At 60.2% G+C, this 22331-nt stretch carries 21 protein-coding genes; 7 read left to right on the top strand and 14 right to left on the bottom strand.

Annotation, left to right across the window (positions count from 1 at the left end):
* The first annotated feature begins 4 nt into the window (after positions 1-4).
* The 6 genes from glpK (at position 5) to J5441_01980 (ending at position 3842) form a co-directional block, all read left to right on the top strand.
* Positions 5-1492 (top strand): glycerol kinase GlpK, encoded by a 1488-nt coding sequence (gene glpK / locus J5441_02005; protein ID MBO4933928.1) that lies wholly within the window; start codon positions 5-7, stop codon positions 1490-1492.
* A gap of 38 nt (positions 1493-1530) precedes the next feature.
* Positions 1531-2451, top strand: a complete 921-nt coding sequence (locus J5441_02000) for an alpha/beta fold hydrolase (protein ID MBO4933927.1) — start codon at positions 1531-1533, stop codon at positions 2449-2451.
* Positions 2452-2490: 39 nt separating this feature from the next.
* On the top strand, positions 2491-2862 hold the full coding sequence (locus tag J5441_01995; protein MBO4933926.1) for a hypothetical protein: 372 nt from the start codon (positions 2491-2493) through the stop codon (positions 2860-2862).
* Positions 2863-3015: 153 nt separating this feature from the next.
* Positions 3016-3195, top strand: a complete 180-nt coding sequence (locus J5441_01990; GenBank protein MBO4933925.1) for a hypothetical protein — start codon at positions 3016-3018, stop codon at positions 3193-3195.
* Positions 3196-3217: 22 nt separating this feature from the next.
* Entirely contained in the window at positions 3218-3667 is a 450-nt protein-coding gene (locus J5441_01985; protein MBO4933924.1) for a hypothetical protein, read from the top strand.
* 25 nt (positions 3668-3692) lie between these two features.
* On the top strand, positions 3693-3842 hold the full coding sequence (locus tag J5441_01980) for a hypothetical protein (GenBank protein ID MBO4933923.1): 150 nt from the start codon (positions 3693-3695) through the stop codon (positions 3840-3842).
* 4 nt (positions 3843-3846) lie between these two features.
* On the opposite strand, the gene J5441_01975 is transcribed toward J5441_01980, so the two are convergent.
* The 3 genes from J5441_01975 to J5441_01965 all read right to left on the bottom strand — a co-directional run bounded on the left by J5441_01975 (position 3847) and on the right by J5441_01965 (position 9234).
* Positions 3847-4089 (bottom strand): DUF1653 domain-containing protein, encoded by a 243-nt coding sequence (locus tag J5441_01975; GenBank protein MBO4933922.1) that lies wholly within the window; start codon positions 4087-4089, stop codon positions 3847-3849.
* Positions 4090-4212: 123 nt separating this feature from the next.
* The gene (locus tag J5441_01970) at positions 4213-6705 is read right to left on the bottom strand and encodes a hypothetical protein (protein MBO4933921.1); all 2493 of its coding nucleotides are present in this window, start codon (positions 6703-6705) and stop codon (positions 4213-4215) included.
* A gap of 30 nt (positions 6706-6735) precedes the next feature.
* Complete coding sequence (locus tag J5441_01965; protein MBO4933920.1) at positions 6736-9234, bottom strand: hypothetical protein; 2499 nt, start codon at positions 9232-9234, stop codon at positions 6736-6738.
* 289 nt (positions 9235-9523) lie between these two features.
* Here J5441_01965 and J5441_01960 point away from each other — a divergent pair, with 289 nt between their 5' ends.
* Positions 9524-10963: an SGNH/GDSL hydrolase family protein gene (locus J5441_01960; protein ID MBO4933919.1), complete on the top strand. Its 1440-nt coding sequence runs from the start codon at positions 9524-9526 to the stop codon at positions 10961-10963.
* 81 nt (positions 10964-11044) lie between these two features.
* Here the strand turns inward: J5441_01960 and J5441_01955 are convergent, their stop codons facing one another.
* Genes J5441_01955 through J5441_01905 form a run of 11 tightly spaced genes read right to left on the bottom strand, consistent with a single transcriptional unit; the run spans position 11045 to position 22059 of the window.
* Positions 11045-11833, bottom strand: a complete 789-nt coding sequence (locus J5441_01955) for a sugar phosphate isomerase/epimerase (GenBank protein MBO4933918.1) — start codon at positions 11831-11833, stop codon at positions 11045-11047.
* Between the two features lie 14 nt (positions 11834-11847).
* Positions 11848-12948: a Gfo/Idh/MocA family oxidoreductase gene (locus J5441_01950; protein MBO4933917.1), complete on the bottom strand. Its 1101-nt coding sequence runs from the start codon at positions 12946-12948 to the stop codon at positions 11848-11850.
* Between the two features lie 56 nt (positions 12949-13004).
* The gene (pgsA, locus tag J5441_01945; protein ID MBO4933916.1) at positions 13005-13586 is read right to left on the bottom strand and encodes a CDP-diacylglycerol--glycerol-3-phosphate 3-phosphatidyltransferase; all 582 of its coding nucleotides are present in this window, start codon (positions 13584-13586) and stop codon (positions 13005-13007) included.
* A gap of 35 nt (positions 13587-13621) precedes the next feature.
* On the bottom strand, positions 13622-14224 hold the full coding sequence (locus tag J5441_01940) for a RecX family transcriptional regulator (protein ID MBO4933915.1): 603 nt from the start codon (positions 14222-14224) through the stop codon (positions 13622-13624).
* Between the two features lie 8 nt (positions 14225-14232).
* Complete coding sequence (recA, locus tag J5441_01935; protein MBO4933914.1) at positions 14233-15294, bottom strand: recombinase RecA; 1062 nt, start codon at positions 15292-15294, stop codon at positions 14233-14235.
* Positions 15295-15322: 28 nt separating this feature from the next.
* Positions 15323-16798, bottom strand: a complete 1476-nt coding sequence (gene guaB / locus J5441_01930) for an IMP dehydrogenase (protein ID MBO4933913.1) — start codon at positions 16796-16798, stop codon at positions 15323-15325.
* Positions 16799-16837: 39 nt separating this feature from the next.
* Positions 16838-18037: a homocysteine S-methyltransferase family protein gene (locus J5441_01925; GenBank protein ID MBO4933912.1), complete on the bottom strand. Its 1200-nt coding sequence runs from the start codon at positions 18035-18037 to the stop codon at positions 16838-16840.
* A gap of 7 nt (positions 18038-18044) precedes the next feature.
* Complete coding sequence (locus tag J5441_01920; protein ID MBO4933911.1) at positions 18045-19745, bottom strand: arginine--tRNA ligase; 1701 nt, start codon at positions 19743-19745, stop codon at positions 18045-18047.
* Positions 19723-20169: a DUF1934 domain-containing protein gene (locus J5441_01915; protein MBO4933910.1), complete on the bottom strand. Its 447-nt coding sequence runs from the start codon at positions 20167-20169 to the stop codon at positions 19723-19725. The genes J5441_01920 and J5441_01915 overlap by 23 nt, the downstream gene beginning before the upstream one ends.
* A gap of 20 nt (positions 20170-20189) precedes the next feature.
* Positions 20190-20957 (bottom strand): glutamate racemase, encoded by a 768-nt coding sequence (murI, locus tag J5441_01910; protein MBO4933909.1) that lies wholly within the window; start codon positions 20955-20957, stop codon positions 20190-20192.
* A 16-nt stretch (positions 20958-20973) separates the two neighbouring features.
* A complete protein-coding gene (locus J5441_01905) occupies positions 20974-22059 on the bottom strand; it encodes a D-alanine--D-alanine ligase (protein ID MBO4933908.1) in 1086 nt (361 codons plus the stop codon).
* Positions 22060-22331: the final 272 nt, after the last annotated feature.

The following is a 22331-nucleotide window of genomic DNA, read 5'->3' as shown; positions in this document are numbered from 1 at the left end:
CCGTATGATGAAATACGTTCTCGCGCTCGACGAAGGCACGACAAGCGCACGCGCTGTCCTCTTCGACGAGGAATGCCGCGCGGTCGCGATAGCGCAGCACGAATTCACTCAGATCTATCCCCGCGCCGGCTGGGTAGAGCACGACGCGGTGGAGATATACGCAAAGCAGTATGCCTCTATGACGGAGTGCGTCGCGAAAAGCGGAGTCTCCCCCGACGACATCGCCGCCGTCGGAATCACGAACCAGCGCGAAACCACCGTAGTCTGGGACAAACGCACAGGCGAGCCGGTCTGCAACGCGATCGTATGGCAGTGCCGCCGCACGGCGGACGTCTGCGAAAGGCTGCAGGCGGAGGGGCTCGGCGACTACGTCGCGGAGAAGACCGGACTGCGCATAGACGCCTATTTCAGCGGCACCAAGCTCAAATGGATACTCGACAACGTTCCCCGCGCCCGTGAACGCGCGGAGCGCGGCGAGCTGCTCTTCGGCACCGTCGACTGCTGGCTGCTCTGGAAGCTCACCGGCGGCAAGGTGCACGCCACCGACCGCACAAACGCTTCGCGCACGATGCTATATGATATTTCAGCCGACCGCTGGGACGAAGGACTGCTCCAAGCGCTCGACATACCCGCCTGCATACTGCCGGAAGTGCGCAGCAGCGGCGAGGTCTACGGCTATACCGACGTTATGGGAACGCAGGTGCCCGTCTGCGGCATCGCGGGCGATCAGCAGTCCGCGCTCTTCGGGCAGGGCTGCTTCGAATCCGGCGAGGCGAAGAACACCTACGGCACCGGCTGCTTCCTGCTCGCCAACGTCGGCGAGACGCGGCCGGACGTGAAAAACGGCCTCATCGTCACCGCCGCCGCGGGCGAAAAGGGCGCTCCGCGGCAGTTCGCGATCGAGGGCAGCATCTTCGTCGGAGGCGCGGCGATACAGTGGCTCCGCGACGAGCTGCGCGTGATCGAACAATCCGCGGACAGCGAAAAACTCGCGTTCAGCGTGCCGGATAACGGAGGCGTCTACCTCGTGCCCGCGTTCGTCGGGCTCGGCGCGCCTTACTGGGATATGCGGGCGCGCGGCGCGCTCTTCGGCTTGACCCGCGGCACCGACGGCGCCGTGCTCTGCCGAGCCGCGCTCGAATCCATCGCCTACCAGACGGACGACCTCATCCGCGTGCTTCGCGAAGCCGGCCTTCCGCTGACCTGCCTGAAGGCGGACGGAGGCGCTTCGCAGAACCGCTTCCTGATGCAGTTCCAGGCGGACATATCCGGCGTGGACGTACTGCTCCCGCCGTCGCCGGAGGCGACCGCGCTCGGCGCGGCACTGCTCGCGGGACTCGCTGCCGGAGTGTGGCGCGACCGCTCCGCAATCAAGGAAAAACTCGGCAGCGGAACGCGATACTCCCCCGCCATGAGCGAAGACGAACGTTCGCGCCTGCTCGACGGCTGGAAACGCGCCGTAGCCGCGTGCCGTTCGTTCGATAAAAACTGATATACCCGGTTTCAAACCGATAAAACGGGAGGCATGATATGATCAGCGTTATAGAGAAAAAAGTCCCGTCATGCGACGGGATCCACGAGCTTGCCGGCAAGGTCTATCTGCCGGAAGGCGAAACTAAGGGGCTTTTTCACGTCGTGCACGGGATGACCGAGCACATCGGGCGCTACGACGCCTTCATGCGCGCCGCCGCGGAAGCCGGCTTCGTCTGCTTCGGCTACGACCACCTCGGGCACGGCCGCACCGCGAAGGACGACTCCGAGCTCGGCTATATCGCGAAGAAAAACGGCTGGAAGCTGCTCGCGCAGGACGTCGCCGAATTCGCAGACGCGATGAAGAAGGAGTACGGCGACGGTCTGCGTTACGTCCTGCTCGGACACAGCATGGGCTCTTTCATAGTCCGCACCGCGGCCGAGACGACGTTTATCCCCGACCGCCTCGTCGTAATGGGCACCGGCGGCCCGAATCCCGCCGCGAAGGCAGGCGCCGCGATGATGGGAATGATGAAGTTCTTTAAGGGCGGACACGCCTATTCCGGCCTCGCGGAAAAGCTCGCCTTCGGTAAGTATAACGACCGCTTCGCCGGCGAAAACGACCCGCGCAGCTGGCTGACGAAGGACGCAGGCGTCCGCGCGACCTACTCGCAGGATAAGTTCTGCACCTTCCGCTTCACGGTCAGCGCGTATCAGGACCTGATGCGCCTGACTTCCTTCTGCAACGCCAAAAAGTGGTTCAGAAATATAGATAAATCCCTGCCGATACTGCTCGTATCCGGTTCCGAAGACCCCGTCGGCGACTACGGCAAGGGCGTTACCGCGGTTTACGATATGCTGAAGGCGGAGGGCGCGCAGGTCGAGATGAAGCTCTACGAAAACTGCCGCCACGAGATACTCAACGACACCTGCCGCGGCGAAGCGACCGCAGATATACTCGAGTTCGCAACACGGAAATAACCGTTTCAGTGAATAATAATCAATAAGGAGGAAATCAGAATGTTCAACAACATCGGCAAGAAAATCAAAACGCTCGCGAAGGTGGTATGCTGGATCGGCATAATCGGCGGCATCATCTCCGGACTCTCCCTTATCGCCGTCGGCGCCGCTGGAAGCGGCATTACCGTCAGCAGCAACGGCTCCACCAGCTTCGTCAGCGGCATGGCTCTGATCATCGCCGGCATCATCCTGCTCGTGCTGCTCCCCCTGCTCGCGTGGGTATCGAGCTTCATGCTCTACGGCTTCGGCGATATGGTCGACAACGTCTCGGAGCTCAAGCAGTCCAACGAGGAAATGCTCAACCGCGTTTCCAACATCGCGCAGAACGTCTATTACTCCGCACAAAACAAACAGCAGACGCCCCAGCAGTAACCCGCGCAATCCCATTGAAACGAATAACGGCCGCACGAGCGGTCGTTATTTTTTGCTTTATTTCAAAAAAACCTGTAAAGTCCTGTTTATGGGACACCGTATGCGCTATCATATACGCGTAAAATAGGCAGGACGGATGAACGGGGGCGGGATATGGACTTTCGCGACATAGACGACAGTATTGACGAAATGTGGGAAATGGAGCAAACGGAACGGTTTTCGCGCAGCGATCCGCCGCGAGGCGGATGTCCCGGCTGCTCCTACGGCTTCTGGAAGTTCGTTGCGATTGCTATTATGGTTTATTGGTTCATCGATCTCATCTTCGGCAAATAGATTTTTATATGGAGGTTGAATTATGATAAGAAAGAATGATGAGAACGGAAAACGCGTGCGCTACACCGAGGATTCCTGCCGCGCGGCGGCAAATATGCTGATCTACGGGATCCTCACTTATTACAACGACGTCCTGGATACGGATGACGACGCCGATTTTTCCGAGCTGGTCGACAGGCACGACCTGCTTGAAGATTTGTTCAACGACGTCAACGGCCCTTCGGAAACGCGCGGCGCGTTCAGGAGGTTCACCCGCAACGCCGACCGCGCTTTCGGCCGCGCGCGCGAAAGCGAGGCCGAAAGGGAAGAACTGACGGAGCGGCTGAACGCCATATTCGGCGAGCTGCTCGACGCGCTCGACTGCGGCGCGGACGGCGAGGATGACGATTTCGATCCGGACTCCGGGGACGGCTCCGATACGGAAGATTACGACGATTTCTTTTTCGGTCCGGACGGCAAGCTGCCGTTCTGACAAACGGTTTAAGGAGGATAATTCCATGGGTTTCTTTTTCGGAAACGGCGACGGGTTTGACTTCGAAGATTTTATCCTTTTCGAGATGATGCTCGACGAAGAGGAAGAGGAACGCAACAAACTCGACGTACTTGATGAGTTTGACGAGTTTGAGGAATTCGAAGACGAGTTCTGACGCGCTATTCGCCTATATAGGTAAAACGCTTGAAGGTCTTTCCGTCGCGCTCGACGGTCTCGTTCCACATCGAGAGCGGTCTCACCCAGTAGCCGCCCTCGCCGTAAAGCGCCTGATAGACGACCTCGTCCTCGAGCGTTTCGGAGTTTTTCGCGACGAAAAGGGCGCGGTATTCCCCGCCCTTGAAGTGTCTGTATCTGCCCGCTTTGAATTCGGGCGTTTTGATTTCGCTGTTGTTGCTTTTCATAGTCATTGGCTCCTTTCCGGAAATTGCCGCCGTTTTACGGCGGCTTTTTCCGTATGCGCTGCTGAATACGGCAAACAAAATCCGGCTGAAGACATGCTTCAGCCGGATTCGTCCGTTTAAGCGTTACGCACGCTTTTTGCTTTTCTTATTCGTCAGCACGAGGCCGCATCCGGAGATGAGCGCCGCGACGGAGAACGCGAAGGTCAGAGTCATGTTTCTGCCTGTATCGCCCGTCTTGGAGTTTCTGTTCATGCCCTCGGGGTTGCCGTCGGCGTCGAGCTTCTGGTACGCCTGCAGGTCGGAGACGTAGATTGAGGTGGAGCCGGAAACGTTGACCGACAGCGTGAAGGCGTCGGGCGCGGGGATCATCGGATGACTGCCGCTCATTATCGCCTGCTCGTTCTCGAGCTGCTCCTCAAAGGAGGCGGTGGGGACCTTCAGCTCGGAATACTTCTCAGCGAGCTCCATGTCGGAGATCTGCCAGTAGTACCAGTCGGGTCCGTGGTAGGTCTTGGTGGAGTTCGTCGCCGAGCTCTCCCAGGTGTAGTTGACGTTGCTCAGAGCGAGCTGCAGGTATTTGCCGCTGGCGTACTCTTCCTTCTCAACGACGACGTACATACGGATGCCGGAGATGTACTTGTACTCGCTGCCGAAGGGGTTGTTGTAAACGGCGTTGCCGTTGTAGTTCGAGAAGGAGAAGTTGGTCTTGCCGCGGTTCAGCTTGAACCGAATCCCGAAATCCGACTCGGTGCTGATGAACGCTTTGTCTTCGGTGACGCTCGCGACCGCGTTCTCAAGGGTGATACCGGGGTTGCCGGTGATGTTGTCCCAGCTCTTGAAGGAGTTGAGGTTGACGTACTTTACCTCGCCCTTTTCAAGTCCGTCAAGCGCGGTGCGGAGCTTCTTGCAGGCGGCGTCGACGTCCTCGACCTCGGCGGAGGAGGAGTTGAAGGTGGTCTGCGCGGAAAGCAGCGCGCGGTCGAGCGCCTTCATAGAGGCGGCGCTGTATTCGTACTCATCGACGTTCTGCGCCTCGCCTATCAGCTGAGCAAGCTCGGAAAGGCTGACCGCGTTGTCGTTGGTCTCCTTCTTGTAATACTCGAATCCGGAGAGATAGAAGGTCGCGCCGTCGTCGGGCATTACGACTTCAAACTGGAAGATGTAGCCGGGGTTGGGCATCTTCTCCTCGCCGGTAAGCTCGGAGAACGGAACGTAAACGTAACCGGGGCCGTCGAAGGTGATGACGTAGGGATCGCCCTTGCCCGCGCCGTCAATGGTTATCCTCTGCTCGCAGGCGGTCGTTATGTTGGCGTTGCCGCCGAGGGTGATCTTGAAACCGGTGGTCGTCTTGGTCATACTGTCGTATCTCTTGAACTTGCCGTAGTCGGGAGAGGATACGTAGAAGCGTATGCCGGTGTAGCCGGTATGCGACTTGGCTCCGAAAATATCGGACGGCATTCTGGTAAAGCTGGTGGTGTTGGGGCGGAAGTTCTGGAATATGACCGAGTTCTCCTTGCTCTTGCCGACGACCTTGATCATCTTCTTTTCCTTGCCCTGCGCGATATCTTCATCGGAGAGCGCCGCGCCGAACTTTTCGTACTCCTCGGGGTTATCCTTGTTGGAGATAAGCGTCGGAGTACCGTTGCTTGTGTACGACTTGGCGAGATCTTCCGCCGTCCAGTTATCGAAGCCGGGCAGTCCCACGCTCGAAATGGTCAGCGGAACGAGCTGGTCTATGGCTTCCTTGAGCTGAGTGGCAAACTTTTCCTTCTGAGTCGCGCTGGTGGCGGCCTTCGCCTGGTCGTAGACCTTCTTGAAGGTCTTCCACGAGCTGGAGGTGTACTCGGCCCAGCGCTTCGTAGCGCCGTCGGCCATTATCTTCGTATAGGATACGCCGCCTTCTTTGCTGAAGCAGGCAAGGTCGGTCATGGTAAGGAATCCGGTGTTGACGGTCGTTCTGCCGACGTCTACGGAGATGTAGTTGACTTCGGCGAGCTGTTCGTCGGTAATGCCGACCGTGCTGTCTTCGCTGTTTACGAAATACTTGTAGTTCTTCCGCTCCTCCTCATCCTCGGGGATGTCGAAGAAGACGTAAATGTTGTTGTTGGCTTCTCTGTCGGCGTACTTGAACTTGACGCTGGCGGTGAAGTCGTGATCGGTGTGCTGAGCGCCGATGGTCAGCGTGATGTTCTGCGTGATGCTCTTTGAATTGAGCTGTACGCGAATGCCGTCGAAAGCGGAGAGGTCAGTGCCGCCGCCGTCCGGAAGCGAGAGGGGGTTGCCGGCAAGAGCGGTGACGGTTTCGTCGAGCGAGCCGTCCGCAAGCGGAGAAAGCGCGGTGAAGATATTATCCTTCGTCGCCTTCTTCGGATAGATGGTGAAAACGCCGGTATCGCTGTTGTTGATGCTGCCGCCGTTGCCCATCGTCATACCGACCGGCATTTCGTCGGTCTTCTCGATCGTGCCCCAGGCGAGGAAGCCAGTGAGCTTCGTGGAAACGAAGGCTTCGTAATACGGCTCGTCTTCGCCTTCAGCGGACGCTCCTATCGGGAAGAGCCCGGTGAAAAGCGCTCCGACCAGGGAAATCACGAGTATGAACGTAAGTATCTTTTTCATAAGTCAGTTCCTCCTTTTCCCGACACGCGCTCAGCGACCGCTGCGCTTAGCGCGGGAGGCCTTTTTGGTCATCATCAGCATGCACGCGGCGAACGCAAGCAGGCTGACGGCTATCGTCGGCAGCAGCGACACGGGAGCCTCGGCTCCGGGCAGGTCGCCGTCGAGCGGGTTGCCTTCGTCGTCGAGGATCTTATACGCCGCTATATCGGACAGGCAGTAGAACGCTTCCTGAACAAGATAGCTGCCCTGAATGTTGATAGCGAAATAATCCAGGAACTCATAGTCGAGCGACAGATCGTTCTTGGAAAGCTTGAAGGCGTTGAAGGGGAAGTAGACGTATCCGCTCTCCTTCATATCCGACGTGTCGACCGTGCAGGTCGCCGTCAGTATCGGCATGAACGCGTTGCAGTTGCCGATCGTCATCGACATACGCGTGGGCGCGCCGCCCTTAGGCATATAGAGGTAAACGCGGATGCCGTCGTAACCGGTGGCGTTTCTGCCGCCGAACGGCGTCGTTACGGCCTCGAGGCGCTTATACTCGGCAGTCTCGCCGGAGTTCGCGTTGGAGTAGCTGTAAAGCTGGATCGCGCCGGACTTGTACTCGATAAGCAGGCCGGCGTCGGTGACGTCGTTGCCGTTCTCATCCTTGGCGAGATACGCCTGGTCTCTCGTGATCGAGAAGTTACCGCCGTTGTTGACCATCTGCTTGAGCTGGTCGGCGGTCCACGGCGCGAAGCCGGGGAAGCGGAGCAGCGCGTACTGCGGCTTCTTGAGGTTTGCGACCGCGGCGGAAAGTTTCTCGTATTCGGCGTCGATCGCTTCCTGAGTGACGTCCTTGGTACCCGCGATCTTGAGCGCGGCGTTCTTTTCTTCGATCAGCTTCGCCCAGGACTGTCTGGACCAGAAGCTCTCTTCGTATTCGTTCTCGATGTCTTCAATGAGATTGACAAGCTTCGCCTTCTGCGCCTTCGTGTCAACGTAGATGTACGCCTTGACGTCGGTGATCGCGACCTCGACGCCGTTTGTGATGTCGTTGAACCTCAGACCGAAGGTGTCGAGCTTATCCATATATTCGGGGAGCAGTTCCTGATTATCGAAGGAGGAGAACGGCACTTCATAGTAGCCGCTGTAGTTTCTCTTCTTCATCTCTTCGTTATCCGGGAGTTCCATATGCGAGGTGAAGATCTGATTGGGCTCCTGCCCGTAGGTGCCGATGATAACGTCGACCGACTTGGCGTAGCTCTCGGGGATGTTGCGGAAATTCATATAGAAGCGCAGGCCGGTGTAACCGCTCATATCCTTTCCGAAGAAGTCGTCGTTGATCGGGATAGGCTGACCGTCTTCCAGCTTCTCTTCGCGGTCGTAGTTCATAAACTCCATCCAGCCCTCGACCTCGGTGCAGACGAGCTTGAGCAGCTTCATGGAAGCGTTGGGACCGGCGACGCGCTCCCACTGCTTCGTGGTGGAGTTGTATTCGAGACTGTAAACGTCCTCGACGTCGTCGTAGTCGTAAACGTAGTCCTTGTGGTTATTCGTGATGAGCGAGGCGTTGCAGTAAAGCTGCTCGTACATCTCGTCTATGTCCTCGGTCTTGTAAGCGCGGAAGCCCTTGATGTCAAACAGCTTCAGCTGCTTCTTTCCGAGCTCTGCGATAGCCGCGTCAAGGGCGTCCTTCTTGGTGTTGACGCTCGCCTTTTTGCCGTTCAGCGTTTCCTTGATATAGGCCTCGTAGGCGGAGGTGAAATTCTCATACGCGGCGGTTTCGTATTCCTCGGGTCCGTAGAGAGCGTTGACGGCTTCCATGGCGTCAAGGTAGGACTGCGAGAAGTTGAACAGACGGAAGTCGCTGATGAGCAGCTGATTCCCCTTCTTCGCGCCGTGAAGAATCACGTCCATACGCGAGAACGCGATCGGGCTGAAGCCTTCGTCGACGTTGAAGTCGCTGAACTTGAAGTACATGTAGTCGCCGCCGTCCGCAACGGAGCCGAGAGCTCCGACGGTCGCAGCGTCCTTCATAACGGCCTTCTTATCGCCGTCGGAAAGGACGATCTCAAGCCAGCAGTTCACCGCGTCCGTACCGAGCACGTTGGTATTCACCCAAAGGCAGATACCCTCGAATTCGCCGCCGTCGGGAGAGACGATGGTGAAGTCCTTGACGTTCTTATCCTCGTTGTAGCGGTTGGTGAAATCAGCGGCGACGGGGTTGCCGTCCGCGTCAAAGTTCGAAAAAGCGGCGTCGCCGTCTTCGACCGCGGTGATCAGAAGGCTCTTCTCGGGATCCCTCTTAGTCGTACCGCTTGTGGCGACGGAAGGCTTTCTTCCTATGTCGAAGGAAAGAGTCGCGTTCGTAGCGGAGACGTTCGCAAGGTCCCCGTCGGTCCAGCTCAGGAGGGCTTTTAACTGCACGTTTTCAATGCCCCAGTCCTGCGCGGCGGAAGCGAGCATCGGTATGACCGCCGTGAACATGGTCATAATAAGCCCGGCAAGCACCGCGACCGCGACCGATTTTTTGATCGATCTCTTAATCATAATTTGACCTCCGGAATCAGGATTTCTCTGTCTCCGCGGGAAAACGGAGACAACTACCCATAGTTGCACATTATAGGTATTATTATTATATTTCCAAAAACGGCGCTTTTCTTGTCGGATTGTGATATTATTACGAATGCGTGATATTTTCAAAAAGTTTTTTATATACTTTCATATGTAATTTATTCCAAACGGACGAAAAGCGGCCTTTGAAACTCCAAACCGGTTGACTTTGAGGCGGCGACGGGGTATAATCTTTTACAGGCAGACACAGCGGGAGGTGAACGCCGTGAAACGAATCGTTACAATAATAATACTTGCGGCGCTCGCTCTGTCGCTGGCAAATCTCTCGGGCTGCAGCTGGCTCGACGGGATATTTCATCCCGAGAGCGGCAGGCTCGATTTCGGCTCCAACGAAGCGGTGGAGACTCCGGACGCGGAGTACGAGCCGCTTTATGACGTCAACGGCGACCGCCTGAGCGACGCGCCGCTGACGAGCATCGAGCTGCGCGCGCGTTCGGTCAGCTCCGCGGAGCATCTGACTTCCGAGCGCATCGCGGGCGGCACGCTCTACGCCGGCAATCTGATACGGCTCGCCCGTCTGCTCAAACGCTGCGAAGCCGCTTTCGCCGCAGAGGAGACCGCGCCGTACTTCTCGAGCGAAGACAGCGCGCCGGCCGCTTCCCGCCCCGACCCGTCGATCGACAGGTCGCCCGTTACCGTAGGCTTCTGCGGCAGCGGAGCCATGGCGGGCGAGGGCGTCGAATACATGAAGGACGCCTACCCGTTTGCGATACGGCGCTGGTTCGCCGACGCGTACGGCAGCGATAATTTCAACTTCCTCTTCAGGGGCGTTTCCGGCAGCGACTCCCGCTACGGAGCGCACGACGTAGGGCGAAACCTCATAAACGACGGAGCGGACGTCGTTTTTCTCGATTACTCGGTCGCGGATATGAAAAACCCCGAGGCGAGAGAGACCTTCGAGGTCGTCGTGCGGCGGCTGCTCACCGCCGAAAAGCCGATCGCCGTCGTGATACTCTGCACGATGGACGCCTCCTGCAACTCCGACTTCGAAACCGAGCTTGAGATCGCGCGCGCCTACGGCTGCCCGGTGATAAGCCTGCGCCACGCCGTCGCGCAGGAGCTTGCGGACGGCAAGTTCTTCTTCTCCTCGCTGACGGACGACGGCTTCAACCTCGGGCTGAACGGACACGCGCTCTTCGGCGAGCTGGTCGCGAACTTCCTCGAAAACGTGCGCCGCCAACTGGATAAGATAAACACGGACGCGGATATCCCCGTACCCGCCGTCGGGCTCACCCCCTGCCGCTATATGAACGGCTGGCTCTTCACGAACTACAAGCGCCCGGTCAGCTTCGGCAGCTTCGTCCGCTACGGCCTGCGCTACGATATCTTCGACCGCGCCGGCTGGGAATGCGCGACGCCGGGCGGCGCCCCGCTCGTATATCAGGCGGACGCGCAGTATATCACGCTGATGTACTGGCGCGTTACCGACCGCACCGGCGGGCGTATGGAGGTCTACGTCGACGGCGCGCACGCCGCGACCCTCGAATGCGACTACATCGACGGCGCCGAAAACTGCGCCGGATACGCCACCGTCTACGCCGGCAGCGAATACGCGGCGCATACGATAGAGATATATATGTCATCGGAAAAGAACAAGGGTTCCACCGGCGAGCGCGTCTGCCTGCTCGCGATCATGACGGCGTAAGGGTTCAAATCCCTTCTACCCTTCTCAAGTAAGCAAAAACGCCTCCCTCGCGGGAGGCGTTTTTATTACTTTTGCGGAAAATCAGAGAAGCATCGGCTTGATGTAATCGACGGTGTACTGTATGCCCTTCTCGCCGAGCTCGCCCTGCCATATGTATGAGTGCGGCTCCAGCGAAACGCAGCCGTTGTAGCCGCCGGCGTAGAGATAGCCCATGAAGGAATGCCAGTCGAAATCGTCGAGCCCCGCGGGCGGGAAGTCCCAGCAGTTATCGCCGAGATAGAGCGTTCCCTTGACGTGGACGTGATAGAAATGCTTCGCCCACTTGCGCATCTCCTCGCGCCAGTCCCTGCCGTGAACGACGGCGTGCGACGGGTCGAACTTGATGCCGAGGCCGGGAACTTCGGGAATGATCCTGCCCCACGCGCCGGAATTGTCGAGGAAGTTGTTCCAGTCGCAGTTGTAGAGGCAGACCTTTACGCCGATCTCGTTGCCGTATTCGACAAGGCGGCGCATATACTTCGCCGCGGCGGCGAAGTCGGCGTCGTCGTCCCAGAGACTCTTTCCGCGGTTGCAGCCGGTGATGTAAACGCCGCAGCCGACGGCGGCGGCGGAGCGCATCAGCTCCTTCTCGATCTCGATCTGCGCCTCGTTCAGCGTCCTGTCGGGCAGGAGACGCTCGGTCCCCCACTGACCGACGGCGGCGACTGAAACGCCGTACTTCTTTATCCACTCGTTTATCTGCGGAACGGCGGCGGTGAACTCGGGAACTCTGTAGTTGTCGTTGATATCGAACTCGAGCGCGGAGATGCCCTTTTCCGCCGCGTTGCGGAAGCTGTTTTCATCAAACCATCCGATAATGCCAAGATACATATCTCTACCTCGCTTTAGTCGTCGTAGGTGAAGAAGACGGGCTTTCCGGTCTCCGCGGACTTATAGATGCCCTCGAGGATGCGGGTGACGACCGCGGCCTGTTCCGGCTTGACCAGCAGCTCGTTCTCGCCGCGTACCGCGCCGTAGAAGGTGTTGGACTCCGCCTCGTCCGGGCCGAAGCCCGCGAAGCCGTCGTAGTAGGCGACGCCGCCCTCGCTGAGGTCGGGCTTCTCGATCGTCATGGCGTCGTTGACGACCTTGTTGATGCGGACGCCGTCGGTGAAGTCGATGCCGCCCTTCGTTCCGCAAAGGGTGCAGATCGCTTCGCGCGTGTCGAGCATATTGAGCGCCCAGGAGGCGTCGATGCTGATGACCGCGCCGTTCTCCATCTTGACGAAGCCGAACGCGGAATCTTCGACGGTGAATTCGGAGGCGTCGAAGCCGCCCCAGATGTTGCCGGTGTTCTTGCCGTCGCGGCAGATCTTCTTGAAGGTCTGGCCGACCGCCATGACGGGACGGTAGTTATTCATATGCCACAGCGTCAGATCGAGCGCGTGGGTGCCGATGTCGATCAGCGGTCCGCCGCCCTGCTCGTCTTCCTTGAGGAAAACGCCCCAGTTCGGGATCGCTCTGCGGCGCAGCGCGTGGGCGCGGGCGAAGTAGATCTCGCCGAGCTCGCCGTTCTCGATGCGCTTGTGAGCGTAGATCTGCTCCTTGGTCTGTCTGTTCTGATAGCCGATGGTCAGCAGCTTGCCGTTCTTCTTCGCCGCTTCGCACATCGCGACCGCTTCCTCATAGGAGGTCGCCATGGGCTTCTCGCAGATGACGTGCTTGCCGGCGTTCAGCGCGTCGATGGTGATGAACGCGTGAGAACGGTTCGGCGTGCAGACGTGTACGCAGTCGATGCTCTCGTCCTTCAGCAGCTCTTTGTAGTCGACGTACTCGGCAGCGCCCGCGATCTCGGGATATCTCTGCTTCGTTTCGGTCATTCTCTCGGGGATGATGTCGCAGATCGCGACGACCTCGACGTCCTTGACTGCTCTGAGGCCCTTGAGGTGTTTGCCGTTGGCGATACCGCCGGTGCCGATTATCGCCGTTCTGATTTTCTGTGCCATGTTGTCAGCTCCTCTTCCGCTTCCGTGGAAGCAAAATTACTTATATATCCAACCCCTTATTTCTCGGGGTCAAGATACGAACCGTAGGCGGCAACGTACTGCCAGCCCGAAATTATCGTCGCGACGACCGCCGCGGCGAGCGTTATGTATCCGATCCAGTGCTCGAAGCACATCAGCCCCCTCAATTCGCAGGCGAACTGCGTTTCGAGCAGGATGCAGATTATCGCTATCATCTGAAGCGTCGTTTTCACCTTGCCCATATAGGCGGCGGGTACGACGACTCCCCTGCTCGCGACGAGCAGGCGCAGCGACGTGACGAGGAATTCGCGCGCGACGATTATTATCGTCGCTATCGTCAGCAGCATCCGCCACGTCGGATCCTCCGTCACGCATATAATACAGAACAGCGCCGCGGTAACGAAGACCTTGTCGGCGAGCGGGTCGAGCAGCTTGCCGAAGTCGGTCACGAGTCCGCGCTTGCGCGCGATCTTCCCGTCCAGCAGGTCTGTCAGCGACGCGATCGCGAAAATCGCGGCGGCTATGAGAAAACGGTACGGTATCGCCGTGACGAATATCACCGCGACGAATATCGGTATCATTATGACTCTGAGTACCGTCAGCTTGTTCGGAAGGTTCATAGTATCACCTTTTGCGGATTATTCAGCCGGCGCGGTCATCCGAGCGCGCGGCTTATCTGGTCGTAGGTAAAGCCCCTGCGGGCGAGGAACGCGGTTATCTTCCCTTTTTGCTCCCATGAAAGCTCGCCGAGCGGGCCGAATTTCTTTTCCGCTTCGGCGCGGGCGCTTTCGGGATAGTCGAAGCTCTCCTCGAGCGCCGCCAGCGCCTCCTCCGCCGTCGCGGAATCGAAGCCGCGCCGCCGCAGCTCCGCGGAGACCTTCAGCGGTCCGCTGCCCGCCGCCGCGTAGTGCGCGGCGACGCGCGCGGCGTATTCGCCGTCGCGAACGTAGCCGAGCTCGGTAAGATGCGCCGCAGCGTGTTCCGCCGCTTTTTCGCTCACGGGCAGCTCGGTCAGTTTCTTTATCAGCTCGCCTGTGGAGTAGTCCCGCCGCGAAAGCAGGAAGTAAGCGTGAGAGCGCGCTATGCGCTTCTCGCTCTCCGCAATCTCCGCCTCGAGCTCCGTCCCGTCCGCTTCGCAGCCGTCGGAAAGCCGCAGCCGCCCCTTGCCCTCGAAGTCGACGAGCCCGAGCGGCTCGCCCTCCTCGGTCAGCACGGCGAAAAACGGCTTTTTGCCGAGGCGTTTGAGAGAGACTCTCATATCATTGATTACTCTTCTTCAACGCCGGCTCCGATCCCGCCGGAAACGGGAGCCAGCGGCGCTTTGGACTCCTCCGCCGCGGGAGAAGCCCCCTCGAGGATCTTCTCGCGGATCTTCGCTTCGACCTCGGCGGCCATATCGGGATGCTCGACGAAGAATATCCTCGCGTTGTCCTTGCCCTGGCCGATGCGGGCGCCGTTATAGGAGAACCACGTGCCGCTCTTTTCGACTACGCCGACGCGCACGCCGATATCGACAAGCTCGCTCTCCTTGGAGATTCCCTTGCCGTAGAGTATGTCGAACTCCGCGTTGCGGAACGGCGGGGCGACCTTGTTCTTGACTACCTTCACCTTCGTGTGCGCTCCGACGAGCTCGAGCCCGTTCTTTATCTGCTCGGCACGGCGGATGTCTATGCGGACGGTGGAGTAGTATTTCAGCGCGGCGCCGCCGGTCGTGACCTCGGGGTTGCCGTAGACCACGCCGACCTTAGAGCGCAGCTGATTGATGAAAATGAGTATCGTGTTCGTCTTGGAAATGACGCCGGCGAGCTTGCGGAGCGCCTGAGACATAAGCCTCGCCTGCACCGCCATGTGCGCGTCGCCCATATCTCCCTCTATCTCGGCGCGGGGAACGAGCGCGGCGACGGAGTCGACGACGATGACGTCGATCGCGCCGCTGCGGACGAGCATTTCGGCGATCTCGAGCGCCTGCTCGCCGTAGTCCGGCTGAGAAACGAGGAGGTTGTCGGTGTCGACTCCCAGCGCCTTGGCGTAAACGGGATCGAGCGCGTGCTCCGCGTCGATGAACGCCGCTTCGCCGCCCGCCTTCTGCGCGGAGGCGATGACGTGCAGCGCCAGAGTCGTTTTGCCGGAGGATTCCGGTCCGTATATCTCTATTATTCTGCCGCGGGGCATTCCGCCGACGCCGAGCGCAAGATCCAGCCCGAGCGAGCCGGTGGAAATGGCTTCAACGTTCATCGCGGGCGCGTCGCCCAGCTTCATTACGGCTCCCTTGCCGCACTTCTTCTCGATCTGCTCGAGAGTGTATTTCAACGCCTGATTCTTATCCATTTATATTCTTCCTCCTTCTTAATATCACTTATTGCGGATTGACCGAATAGTTAGGCGCTTCCTTGGTCAGATAAATATCGTGGGGATGGCTCTCTTTGAGGCCCGCTCCGGTGATGCGGACGAAGCGGCTGTCGCTGTGCAGCGCGGGGATATCCTTGCAGCCGCAGTAGCCCATGCCGGCCTTCACGCCGCCGATGAGCTGGAAGACGGTGTCCGCGACGGGTCCCTTGTAGGGAACGCGGCCCTCGACGCCCTCCGGCACGAGCTTCGTGGAGCCCTGCTGGAAGTAGCGGTCGGAGCTGCCCTTCGACATCGCCGCCATACTGCCCATGCCGCGGTAGACCTTGAAGCGTCTGCCCTGGAAGACTTCGCTCTCGCCGGGGCTCTCGTCGCAGCCCGCGAGCAGCGAGCCGATCATTACGACGGACGCGCCCGCCGCGAGCGCCTTGACGACGTCGCCGGAGTATTTGATGCCGCCGTCGGCGATGACGGGGATATCGTATTTCGCGGCGGCGCAGGCGGAATCGTAGATCGCGGTGATCTGCGGAACGCCGATGCCCGCGACGACGCGAGTGGTGCATATCGAGCCGGGGCCGATGCCGATCTTGACGCAGTCGGCGCCCGCTTTGATGAGGTCCTCGGTGCCTTCGGCGGTGGCGACGTTGCCGGCGATGAGCTGGCAGTCGGGGAAGGCTTCCTTGACCTTGCCGACGCATTCGAGAATGCCCTTGGAGTGGCCGTGCGCGGAGTCGAGCACGAGCACGTCTACGCCCGCTTCGATAAGCGCGCGGGCGCGGTCGAGCACGTCCGCGGTAACGCCGATCGCCGCGCCGCAGAGCAGTCTGCCCTGCGAATCTCTCGCGGAGTTCGGGTACTGCACCGCTTTCTCGATGTCCTTTATCGTGATAAGTCCCTTGAGTCTGCCCTTCTCGTCGACGAGGGGCAGCTTCTCGACCTTGTGTGCGCAGAGGATCTCCTGCGCCTGCTCGAGAGTCGTGCCGACGGGCGCGGTGATGAGGTTATCCTTCGTCATGACCTCCTCGATGCGCATATTGTAGTTCTTCAGGAACTTAAGGTCGCGGTTGGTGATTATGCCGACGAGCTTGCCCGCCTTGACGATGGGCACGCCGGAGATGCGGAACTTCGCCATAAGCTCGTCCGCGTCGTAAACGTAATGGTCGGGAGAGAGGTAGAACGGGTTGACGATGACGCCGTTTTCACTGCGCTTCACCTTGTCGACCTCGTCCGCCTGCTCCTCGATCGTCATATTCTTATGAATTATGCCTATGCCGCCCTCACGCGCCATGGCTATCGCCATACGCGCCTCGGTGACGGTGTCCATCGCCGCGCTGATAAGCGGCGTGTTCAGGCGGATGGCGTTGGTCAGACGCGTAGAAACGCTGACCTCCTTCGGCACCACCTCGGATTTGGCGGGTATAAGCAGAACGTCGTCGAACGTGAGCGCTTCTTTGCCGAACTTCTGCGAGAAATCCGCGTTAATCATTCCTACCATTCCCTTCTTTTGTATATTCGGTGTTTTTATTTACGCTATCGCAGCGAAGAGCCGGCGCGTGAGTTGCGCGGCCTCCTGCGAAGAGACCGTGCCCGACGGATCGAGCAGGAATCTCGCGGGGCATATGCCCGCGGCGCGGAGCGCGGATTCGACGTCCGAAGCGACGACCGAGACCGGCGCGTTCGCGTAAAGCAGCATATCGGAGAGCGTTTCCGCGTCCGAAGGCGAGTCGATCCTGACGCGGATGATCTTCTCGCCCGCGTCCACCGCGTCGAGCAGCGACATCGCGGAGTAAACTCCGCAGGCGGCGAGCTCCTCAGCGGACGGCAGCGGATATATCTGACGCTCGAGCGCGAGGTATTCACCCTCGCCCTGCGCCGTCTCTATCTCGACGTCGCAGACGGCGGCGGAGAGCGCGGAAATGTGCTCCGGAGTCGAGCCGCAGCAGCCGCCCATCGCGGCGACGCCCAGTTCGGCAAGCCGCTTCATATCGGCGGCGAACGCCTCCGGCGCGACGCTGTGCCTGACGCCGTCGGAGTCGGGGTACTCCCCGTTCGGTTTGGCGGTCAGCGGTATCTTCGCGAGCTTTATCAGCTCGGGGAAAAGCGCGTACATCTGCTCCGGCGGGAGCGAGCAGTTGAGCCCGAAGGCGTCCGCGCCGTTCGCCTGCAGCGTCACGAGCGCCGCCGAAGGCGCGCAGCCGGTCAGCGTGCGGCCGTTGGAGCCGCAGGTTATCGAGGCGTAGACGGGCAGGTCGGTGGAAGCCTTCGCGGCGAGCACCGCGGCCTTGACTTCGGTCAGCGACATCATCGTCTCAACGGCGATGAAGTCCGCGCCGCCGCGTTCGAGCGCCTTCGCCTGCTGCGCGAAGACGGAGTAGAGCGCGTCGAAATCCGCGTCGCCGAAGGGCTTGGGCAGCAGTCCGGTCGGGCCGATATCGCCTCCGACGAGCGCGGCGGAGCCGACGGCGTTCTTCGAGAGCTTCACGAGCTCCTCGTTGAGCCGCTCGCACTCGCCTTCAAGTCCGTGCGCGGCAAGCTTCACGGCGTTGCCGCCGAAGGTGAAGCTGTAGACGGCGTCGCTGCCGGCGGCGACGTAGTTCTGCTGGAGCTGCGTCAGCGCGGCGGGGTTGTCGAGCGCCCACTTTTCCGGGCAGACGCCGGCGGGCATTCCCGCCTGTATCAGACAGGCGCCGCTGCCGCCGTCAAGTATCATAGGGGTTTGTTTCATATCGTCCTCACATTTTCTCCGGCGCGTCGACCTTGAGGATGTCGAGCGCGTTGGCAAGCACCTGCCGCACCGCCGTGACGAGCGCGAGGCGCGGGAGTATCAGCTCCTTCTCGCCGCTGCGGATGCGGTGGGCGTTGTAGAAGCTGTGGAACGCGGACGCGAGCTGCGTCGCGTAGTGGGTCACGCCGGACGGGTCGCGGCTCTCCGCGCCGTCGAATATGACGGTCGGGAACTCCGCGAGCAGCATCAGCAGCGCCTTTTCCTCCGGGCTGGTCAGTCCGTCCGCCGCGGGGACTTCGCCTTCCGCGAGGACGTAGCCGTCGCCCGCGAGGGTGGCGAGCAGGCTGCATATGCGCGCGTGTGCGTACTGCACGTAGAATATCGGGTTCTGCGCCGACTGCTCGATCGCGAGGTCGAGGTCGAAATCCATGCCCGTCGCCGGCGTCTTCATATTGAAGAAGAAGCGCGCCGCGTCGACGGAGGTCTCTTCGAGCAGGTCGGAAAGCGATATCGCCTTGCCGGTGCGCTTGGACATTTTCACCGGCTTGCCGTCCTGCATCAGCCGCACGAGCTGGATGAGCACGACCTCGAGGTTTTCGCTGCCGTTCAGGCCGAGGTCGTCGAGGATGTACTTCAGACGCGCGATGTGGCCGTGGTGGTCGGCGCCCCAGACGTTGATGACCTTGTCGAAGCCGCGCAGGGCGAACTTGTTGTAGTGGTAAGCCGCGTCGGCGGCGAAGTAGGTGCAGTTGCCGTTCGTGCGGATGAGCACCTCGTCCTTCAGACGCTTGTCCTCCGGGCAGTCCTCGGGCGAATGGCGGGAGGCGGCGTACCAGAGGGCGCCGTCCTTCTCATAGGTAAGGCCCTTTTCGGTCAGTATCGAAATGACCTTGTCGGTTATCTTGTCGCGGTAAAGCGAGCTTTCGCGGAACCACACGTCGTAGTCGATGCGGTAGCCGTGGAGCGTTTCGCGTATCTGGTCGATGTTCTTCTCGAGCGCGTATGCGACGAGCGCGTCGCGGCGCAGCTGCGGCTCGGCGTTCAGCACGTCGTCGCCGTGAAGCGCGATATACTCCCCGGCGCGCGCGGTGATGTCGTCGCCGTGGTAGCCGTCCTCCGGCACCGGAACGTCCTGCCCGAAATGCTGAAGGTAGCGCGCCTCAAGCGAGAGCCCGAAGCGCTCGATCTGATTGCCAGAATCGTTGACGTAAAACTCGCGCGTCACCTCCGCGCCGCAACGCGAAAGCAGCTCCGCAAGCACGTCGCCGGCGGCTCCGCCTCTGGCGTTGCCGATGTGCATCGGGCCGGTCGGGTTGGCGGAGACGAACTCCACCATTATTTTCTGCCCTTTCATACGCTCGCTCCTGCCGTAGCCGGCGCCCTGCGTGAGCGCCTCGGCAAGCACCGCGCGGAAGAACGCGGGCGAGTAGGTGAAGTTTATGAAGCCGGCTCCGGCAACCGTTATGGTATCAAAAAACGTGTCCGATAAATCGGACTTCTCTATCAGCTTCGCGGCTATGTCGCGGGGAGACGCGTGCAGCGCCCTCGCCCACACCATCGCGGCGTTGACAGAGAGGTCGCCGAACGCGGCATTGGCGGGCTTCTCGACGGAGAACGCCGGCAGCTCCGCCGCTTCCGGGAACGCCTGCGCCGCCGCGGAGTTTATAAGCGATACCGCCTGCGCTTCAGCTTTTGAAATTGCGTTCATTGTCTCTTTCAGCCTTTCTGAGCTTTATGCTTATCCTGTTCTGCGCGCGCAGAGCGGAGTTTATGTCTATCGTGTAGCCGAGGTCGATGAAGCCGCCTTCGCCGGAAAGCTCCGACTCGACGGACTGCGTGCAGATGCCGACCATGAACGGGCCGACCGGCGTGGAGTACCAGCAGGTGTGGCGAAGGCCCTTCTCGAAGACCATCTTGCCCGCCTCGTCCGCGCCGCGCTGCATCGTGACGACGTCTCCGCGGACGGAAAACTCCGTGGTGACCTTGTCGCCGAAGGGCGCGATCTCCTCGTATCTTATGACGTAGCCGCCGTCCTCCGCCGAGAGCGAGCAGTCGGTACGCATTTCCGTCGTATCCGTGTCGCCGTCCCAGTTCTGGGCGCCGGTAAGGGTGAGTATGTAATCGTTTTTCATAGGTGTTCCTTAAGGGTAAGTTATTCCGCCGAAGCGGTGATGAGCTCGACCTCGCCGCCCATTATGCGGCAGGCAAGCTCGCGTGTTCCTCTGCCGATGTCGCTGACGTAATACTCGTCCGCGCCGCCGGCGCCGGCCTCAAGCTCGGAAGCGAGACGCCGCGCGAGGCATTCGCCGGTGCTGATAAGCTCCGTATCCGGCAGCAGCCGCGAGATGACGGGAGCGAGCAGCGGGAAGTGGGTGCAGCCGAGGATGAGCGCGTCCGGACTGCCGAGCGGAAGGATATAATCCTTCGCGATAAGCTCCACCGCGGGGCCCCCGAGCATTCCGCTCTCGACCAGCGGCACGAAGAGCGGGCAGGCAGCCGAAACGACCTCGCACTCCGGCGCGAAGCGCTTTATCAGCTTCGCGAAGCTGCCGCTTTCTACGGTGGCGGGGGTGCCGATGACGCCGACGCGTCCGCGCGGATACTTCTCCGCGGCGTACTTCGCCGCCGGCTCCGTTACGCCGTAGACGGGCACGTCCGCTTCGGCGGCGACAGCGTCGAGCGCGACCGAGCTGACGGTGCCGCAGGCGGCGACGACGGCCTTGACGGAACGCTTCATCAGAAAGCGGCAGTCCTGCCGCGCGTATTCCCTGATTATCCCGTCGCCGCGAGTGCCGTAAGGCACGCGCGCGGTATCGCCGAAGTATATTATCTTTTCGTTCGGGAGGAGCTTCTTTATCTCCGCTGCGACCGTCAGGCCGCCGATGCCGGAGTCAAACACGCCGATAGCTCTGTCGTCCATCAGTTTCTCCTGTCGTTTATTCGCCCATCGGGTCGGGGAAGTCGTATTTTGGTCTCTCGCGGCGGAGTCCCTCTTCGATTATCTCGGTTATCTGCTCCGCAAGCGGAACGCCCGCGGCGGTCCACATACGCGGATACATACTCGCGCTCGTGAAGCCGGGGATGGTGTTCAGCTCGTTGACTATGACCTGACCGCCGCGCCTGATGAAGAAGTCGACGCGCGTCATGCCCTTGCAGCCGAGCGCGGTGAAGGCGCGGACGGCGAGAGCGCGTACCTCATTCGCCTTTTCCTGCGGGATGAGCGCGGGCACGATGACCTCGGTGCCGTCGAAATACTTGGAGGCGTAGCCGTAAAGGTCGCCGGTGTTCGGCACCTGACCGCAGACGGAGGCGCGGGGCGGATCGCCCAGCACGCCGACCTCGATCTCCATGCCGTCTATCGCCTCTTCGCAGACGACGCGTTCGTTATAGGTGAAGCCCGTTTCAATCGCGGCGGCGAGCGCGGTCTCGTCCTTCGCGCAGATGACGCCGACGGAGGAGCCGCCGTTGGACGGCTTGACGAAGACCGGCAGGCCGAGCTTGTCGATAAGGCGCTTCGTTATGCCGGTATCGGCGCGCCACTCGGAGAGCGTGAAGGAATCCCACTTCGCGTGAGGAATGCCGACGCGGTCCATAACGCAGTTGGCGTAATACTTATCCATGCAGACGGCGGACGCGCCTACGCCGCAGCCGACGCAGGGGATCCCCGCGAGATCGAGCAAGCCTGCGGCGGAGCCGTCTTCGCCGCCCGAGCCGTGCAGTATCGGGAACGCAGCGTCGATGCGTATGTATTCGCCGTCCGCGGTGATGAGACCGGGCTTCGCGCTTGACATTGAGAGATTGACGGGCAGGTTGCCCTCGTCGTTTATCCAGCTCTGATCGCGGAGCTTGTCGGTGCTTCCTCTGTAGAGCAGCCAGTCGCCCTCGTGCGCGATGCCGACGGGCACGGGATTGTATCTGTCGCGCGGGAAACCGTCCAGCACGAACGCCGCCGAAAGCAGCGAGATGTGGTATTCTGTCGACCTTCCGCCGAAGAGAACGAGTACGTTTTTGAGGTTATTCATCTGTTCCACCTTCTGAATGTATACAGTAATATTTTATCATCTGCGATATAAATATGCAACCCATATTGAAGGATATTTTTGATTTTTTGAGAAGTTTTTTCGGGAGCGCGGCGCGCCTTCCCCTTGAGGGGAAGGTGTCAGCGTCGCCGCAGGCGGCGATGACGGATGAGGTGTCGCCGCCGCAGGCGCCTTGGTTCCCTGCTAGAAAACCTTTTTGCGCAATAAGTCATTGACAAAATCAAGTTATGATGTTATAGTAGTTATGCCACACA

The organism is Clostridia bacterium (assembly GCA_017620395.1).
Taxonomy (GTDB): Bacteria; Bacillota; Clostridia; order Oscillospirales; family RGIG8002; genus RGIG8002.
Note: the sequence above shows the minus strand (reverse complement) of the source record. Positions and strands in the feature narration are given on the sequence as shown.